The sequence below is a fragment of the Microbacterium sp. 69-7 genome (assembly GCF_001897985.1).
GTDB classification, from domain to species: domain Bacteria; phylum Actinomycetota; class Actinomycetes; order Actinomycetales; family Microbacteriaceae; genus Microbacterium; species Microbacterium laevaniformans.
Genome location: NZ_MKRU01000064.1, coordinates 3,226 through 9,308 on the forward strand (window position 1 = coordinate 3,226; position 6,083 = coordinate 9,308).

Below are 6,083 nucleotides of genomic sequence, written 5' to 3' on the forward strand. Positions count from 1 at the left end.
GGCGGTAGGCCTCGGTCGCCAGCACGTGACCCGAAGAATCGGTCAGCAACCGCGTCCAGGTGGTGGCGCCGGCGGCGAGTCGGCGCGCGGATTCGGGATCGATCGGGCCGCCGGTCGCGAGGGCCCCGGCCTCGCCTCCGCCAGCGAGCGTCGTCACCGGCACGATGACGTGCACCTGCGCGTGGATCGCCTCGCCGGTCGGGATCGAAGACGCGGATTCCGCTGATGTCGCGTGGCCGGTCAGGATCAGATCGGCCAGCACGTCGGCACGCACCTGCGACAGCGTGCGGACATCGCTTGCGGGAGCCTCACCGCAATCGCGGGCGCCCTCGGCGTGGTTGGCATCGGGCTTCTCTCGCGCGTCGATGACTGCGCGGGCAATGCGGGTGGCGCGGTCGAAGGCGCCGTGCGCGACGGCCGCGGCGCAGCGGAGGACCAGATCTGCCATGCCGTCGTCACCGTCATCGACCCAGACGCGACGCGCGGCGGCTGCGAGGGTGTGGCGCTCTTGTGAGGGGACGGGGTCGAACCGCTGGGCGAGCAGGCGCGCGGCGGGGCGCAGCCGGCCCGGGCTCTCGCGTCGCGCGTGATCGAGCGCCGCCGCCTCGTACGCGCCGCGCGCCGCCTCATCGTCGATGTGGGCTCCCGCATCGACGATCGCGTTGAGGTGCGTCCGTTCGATCTCGCCCTTGCCGAGCGCGTCGACCGTTGCGCCGAACCTCCCGAGCGCCATCACCGCGTCATCCATCCGCGCCTGGATCGTGCGGTCGGAAGCGCGGACGGCCGCGGCGAGCTCGGCGGCGATCTCGCGCACCGCCAGATCGCTTCTCTCCGCGCCTCGCGAGGTCGCGAGCGCCATGGCCTCGGCCAGGACCCTGAGTTCGGCCGCGTCGGCCGCCGCTTTCGCGGCCCGGGCTGCGACGACGCGCTGCGTCAGCGTGCGCAGAACCTCCACCTGGGCGGGGGTAAGTCCGGCCGGAGGCGTGGGTTCCGCCGTGAGTAGCGTGGTCGCTGACATGAGTCCATCCTTCCGGCCCCCTCCGACATCCCAGGCTTTAAAATCCCTGGTCAGTTTCATATTGTGGAAAACTTCGCGAGACGTCGGCCGGCGTACATCTGTGGAGGAGGGGTTGCGCACCCGCCGTCGTGCCCGACGACCGAGCAGGGGCGACCCCGCGAACTAGACTTGTCGGGTGATCGATCTCGCCCTTCTCCGCGACAATCCGGACCTCGTCAAGCGCTCGCAGGAGGCGCGCGGCGAGTCGGCCGACACCGTCGACGCCGCGATCGAGGCCGACCGTGCCCGGCGCGCGGCGATCACGGCGTTCGAAGAGCTGCGCGCCGCGCAGAACGCCCACGGCAAGACCGTGGCCTCGGCGCCGAAGGAGGACAAGCCCGCGCTCGTCGCGCAGGCCAAGGAGCTGAGCGACCGTGTGAAGGCGGCGCAGCAGGCCGTCACCGCGGCCGAAGAGGCCGCCGACGCGGCCCTCGCCCGCATCGAGAACATCGTCATCGACGGGGTTCCCGCCGGCGGCGAGGAGAACTTCGTCACCGTCCGTACGCACGGCGAACCGGCATCCTTCGACTTCGAGCCCCTCGACCACCTCGCCCTCGGTGAGAAGCTCGGCGCGATCGACATGGAGCGCGGCACCAAGGTCTCCGGCAGCCGCTTCTACTTCCTCACCGGCATCGGCGCCCGCCTCGAGTACGCCCTCATGTCCCTCGCGCTCCAGCGCGCGGTGGATGCCGGGTTCATCCCCATGATCCCCCCGACGCTCGTGCGCCCCGAGGTCATGCGCGGCACCGGCTTCCTCGGACAGCACGCCGACGAGGTCTACAAGCTCGAGGCCGACGACCTCTACCTCGTCGGCACGAGCGAGGTCCCCCTTGCGGGCTACCACATGGGCGAGATCCTCGACCTGACCGCCGGTGCGAAGCGCTACGCCGGCTGGTCCACCTGCTACCGGCGCGAAGCAGGGTCGTACGGCAAGGACACCCGCGGCATCATCCGGGTGCACCAGTTCAACAAGCTCGAGATGTTCGTCTACACGACTCCCGACGACGCCGAGGCCGAGCACCTGCGCCTCGTCGCTCTGCAGGAGCAGATGCTGCAGGACCTCGGTCTCAGCTACCGCGTGATCGACGTGGCCGCGGGGGACCTCGGCTCCAGCGCCGCGCGCAAGTACGACGTCGAAGCCTGGGTGCCCACGCAGGGCTCGTACCGGGAGCTCACCTCCACCAGCAACTGCACGACCTACCAGGCGCGACGCCTCGACGTGCGCTACCGGCCGAGCGTCGAGGGCGTGGCGAGCAAGACCGCTCCGGTCGCGACGCTGAACGGCACCCTCGCGACCACCCGATGGATCGTGGCGCTGCTGGAGACGCACCAGCGCGCCGACGGGTCGGTGGTGATCCCCGAGGTGCTGCGGCCCTACCTCGGCGGCCTCGAGGTGGCGGAGCCGATCGCATGAGCGGCCCGCGCGCCGAAGACCGTCTGCCACCCACGGGGGCGATCGAGGTCGTCGACGCGCCGAAGGCCGCGCACCTCGTCGACGATCTGGCGACGGATGCCGAGAACCCCGCCGTCGCGACGGAGCGCCTGCTCATCGCGCTCGACGTCGACGGCACCGTGCTGCTGGAGGACGAGACCCTCAGTCCGGGTGTCGTGGAGGCCGTCGCGCACGCCCATCGCGCCGGACACGAGGTGATGCTCGCCACGGGCCGCAGCTGGGAGGGCACCCGCGGCATCCAGCACGTGCTCGAGCTCGCCCCGGAGTACGCGGTCTGCTCCAACGGCGCCGTCATCATGAAGCGCGTCGGGGGCGACTTCGCGGAAGAAGGCCGCTACGAGCGCTTCCACGTCGAGACGTTCGACCCCTCGGAGGTCGTCGACCTCTTGCGCGCGCACCTGCCGCACGCGAAGTACATGGTGGAACTCGCCGACGGCGAGCGACTCTACACCGAGCGGCTCGACGATTGGAACCTGGCGCACGCGCGCCGAGTCGACTTCGCCGAGCTCGTCGCGCAGCCCGTCTGCCGCGTCGTCGTGGTCGCGCCCGACGAGACCGACGAGGACTTCCTGGCCCTCGTCGAACGCATCGGCCTCACCAAGGTCTCGTATGCCGTGGGCTGGTCGGCGTGGCTCGACATCGCGCCGCAGGGCGTCGACAAGTCGACCGCCCTGGAGCGCGTGCGCACCTGGCTCGGCGTGGAGAGCGAGCGCGTGCTGGTGATGGGCGACGGTCGCAACGACCTTGGCATGTTTCGCTGGGCCCTCGATCACGGCGGCCGTGCCATCGCGATGGGACAGGGGCCCGACGAGGTGCGCCGTGAAGCAGGAGAGGTCACGGCTTCGGTGCACGCCGGCGGCGTCGCCGACATCCTGCGCGAACTCTGACGCCTTTTCAGCCGCCGCCCAGGACGACGCGCGATGATGGGCATCGTGCGTCGACTAGACTCGTCGCCTGTCTGACGGATGCCGCGGCATCCATCGGGAGGGTTGTCCGAGCGGCCGATGGACCCGGTCTTGAAAACCGGTGGGCAGAGATGTCCCGTGGGTTCGAATCCCACACCCTCCGCAGAAGCGGTCGTGCCCGCTGTCGAAAGGTCCCCCGTGAGTCCACGCCCCGAGCGCCCTCGTCGGCAGCCCGTCGCCCGCCACGGCATCCTGAAGTCTCCGCACCCGCTCTCGCAGGTGCTCGCGATCCTCGCGGCGATCGTCGCGGTCGCCGTGGTGAGCACGACGGCCGTGGGCGCGTTCTATGTGTGGGATGCCGCGCGTGCCGTACAGGCCGCCGGTGTCTCAATCGGTGGCGATGACGTTCAGCTGCCGCCCACGCTCGGCGAGATCGAGGGCGGCGCCAACATCCTCGTCGTCGGCACCGACTCGTGCGAGGGGCCCAACGCCGCCCTCTCCGGTGCTTGCCAGGCCGGCGACACCGACGGCGAACGCAACGACGTCACGATGCTCGTGCACATCTCCGATCAGCCGCGTCGCGTCACGGTCGTCTCCTTTCCGCGCGACATGATCGTGCCGATCCCTTCGTGCACCGGCCCGGACGGCACGCAGTACTCGGCGATGAGCGGCCAGATGCTCAACGCCTCGTACATGTACGGCGGCCTCACCTGCACCGTGGCGACCATCGAGAAGCTGACCGGCGTCGACATCCAGTTCGCCGCTGCGACGCGATGGACGGGTGTCATCGCGATGTCCGACGCCATCGGTGGCGTCGACGTCTGTGTCGCCGACGACATCAGCGACAGCCACACCGGGCTCAACCTGACCAAGGGCGAGCACACGCTGAAGGGCGTCGAGGCGCTGCAGTTCCTGCGCATCCGTCACGGCATCGGCGACGGCTCGGACCTCGGACGCATCTCGAACCAGCAGCAGTTCCTGAGCTCTTTGGTGCGCAAGCTGCAGTCCGAGGGTGTGCTGGGCAACCCGGCGACCCTCTTCAACCTCGCCAACACCGCGATCTCGCAGGTGACCGCCGATCCACCGCAGGTGGTGCTCAGCAAGTCGTTGGCGAACCCGCAGAGCATGGTGCAGATCGCGATGGCGGTGCGCAGCGTGCCGTACCAGGACATCGTCTTCGTGCAGTACCCCACGGTGTATGCGACCGGCGGCTCCCGTGTCGACCCCGTCACCTCGGCGGCCAAGGTGCTTTTCGACGCGCTCGCCAACAACCAGCCGATCCAGCTGACCGGGTCGACGAGCGACGGCTACGGCACCGAGGTCGTCGGTGAGGCGACGCCGTCGCCCGCCGACCCTGGCGCCACGCCCAGCCCGACCGCCACCGGCGACGCCGGCGCGACGGCTGCGGCACCGACGCCCACGCAGGAGGCCGTGCAGCTGCCGTCGTCGATCACCGGGCAGACCGCGGCCCAGGTGACCTGCACCGTCGCCCAGCGCTGATCGTGCCGTCGACCGGATGCGGCCGCACCCGGTTCGGCAGTGCGGTGCGAACCCGTTATGATTGCGGGGTGCGTTCGCGCGGCTCCGGCCGAAGAACGCCTGGAGACGTCGCATAGTCAGGCCTAGTGCACCACCCTGCTAAGGTGGAGTCCCCTTACGGGGACCGAGGGTTCGAATCCCTCCGTCTCCGCTCTGAAAATCCCTGATCAGGGACGTTTTTCCTCCGCTTCTGCCACGAAATCTGCCATTTCTGCCCCGTCATCGACGTGGTTGGTGGTGAGTGTGATGTCTGTGATGTCTCAGGCCATGGGTGACAGTTCTGCATCAGGACATCGGTCGCAGTTCGTGTGTCAGGACATCGGTGACACTCCCGGTTTCTTCTTGGGTCTCGGGGTTGGCCGTTGCCGATGTAGCGGAGGCCCGGCGGGGGCCAGTGGTGCTCGACGATGAGGGTGCCGCGGTCGTCGAAGACCATGATCCCGGCGGCTTCGTAGAGCACGAACACGTCGGTCCCGCGGAGTGCGTAGCTGATGTTGAAGATGCAGCCACGGGCCTTGATTGAACCGTTCGGGTGGACGGTCGCGACTCGGATCCCGTCACGCACCCGCCCGTTCGGTGACGGCGCCGGTGGCGATGGCTCGTTCGGCTTCCGCTTGATGGGTCTGGGGCGTGGCGCGCCGAGAGCGCCGCCGCTTGCCCCTCCACAAGCGCGCGTTTGCGGATCGCGTAGAACGTCTTCCGCGAGATGGAGTACTCGGCGCAGAACGTACTCACCGCGCCCCGCGGTGCATCGGGTGGCCACTGAGCGATAGCGAGACGGACACGGGGATCGATGGGCTGAACCGGGCTCATCCCTCACAGATATGCCCGAGAAGTGTCACCACCTAACGACCCGGAAGTGTGACCGATGTCTTGATGCCGTTCCGTCACCGATGTCCCGAGACATGACAGTGGCTGGCGTTGAGTAGTCTCGTAGCTCTGCCGGGTAGCGCTGAGCAGTCTGCTTACTGTGCTCTCGTCCGGCGCATGGTTTCGCCCGCGTGAGCGCGGGACCTAGGGCGTGTTGATCAAGAAGGTGCGGGGTGGCCAGCCGCCGCGAGTTGCGCGGGAGAATGGGCGTGTGAAGATCCAGGTGCTGCATATCGAGGATTGCCCGAATTGGCAGGAG

4 protein-coding genes, 2 tRNA genes and 1 pseudogene are annotated in these 6,083 nt (G+C 69.0%); 5 read left to right on the forward strand and 2 right to left on the reverse strand.

Going from position 1 to position 6,083, the window contains the following annotated elements; genetic code table 11:
• Positions 1–1,138 (reverse strand): DUF222 domain-containing protein (locus tag BGN98_RS06295; RefSeq protein WP_288120293.1); only part of this gene is annotated, 1,138 nt, incomplete at its 3' end.
• A 55-nt stretch (positions 1,139–1,193) separates the two neighbouring features.
• Between BGN98_RS06295 and serS the strand changes: the two genes are divergently transcribed.
• From serS to BGN98_RS06320, 5 genes are all read left to right on the forward strand, one after another.
• Entirely contained in the window at positions 1,194–2,471 is a 1,278-nt protein-coding gene (gene serS / locus BGN98_RS06300; RefSeq protein WP_036288966.1) for a serine--tRNA ligase, read from the forward strand.
• Entirely contained in the window at positions 2,468–3,397 is a 930-nt protein-coding gene (locus BGN98_RS06305) for an HAD family hydrolase (protein WP_036288963.1), read from the forward strand. The genes serS and BGN98_RS06305 overlap by 4 nt, the downstream gene beginning before the upstream one ends.
• A gap of 96 nt (positions 3,398–3,493) precedes the next feature.
• Positions 3,494–3,578, forward strand: a tRNA-Ser gene (locus BGN98_RS06310).
• 35 nt (positions 3,579–3,613) lie between these two features.
• On the forward strand, positions 3,614–4,915 hold the full coding sequence (locus BGN98_RS06315; protein ID WP_051498826.1) for an LCP family protein: 1,302 nt from the start codon (positions 3,614–3,616) through the stop codon (positions 4,913–4,915).
• A gap of 101 nt (positions 4,916–5,016) precedes the next feature.
• Positions 5,017–5,105: transfer RNA gene (locus BGN98_RS06320), tRNA-Ser, on the forward strand.
• Positions 5,106–5,587: 482 nt separating this feature from the next.
• Here BGN98_RS06320 and BGN98_RS06325 read toward each other — a convergent pair.
• Positions 5,588–5,767 (reverse strand): annotated as a pseudogene (locus tag BGN98_RS06325) (IS481 family transposase); the annotation flags it as partial.
• Between the last annotated feature and the right edge of the window lie 316 nt (positions 5,768–6,083).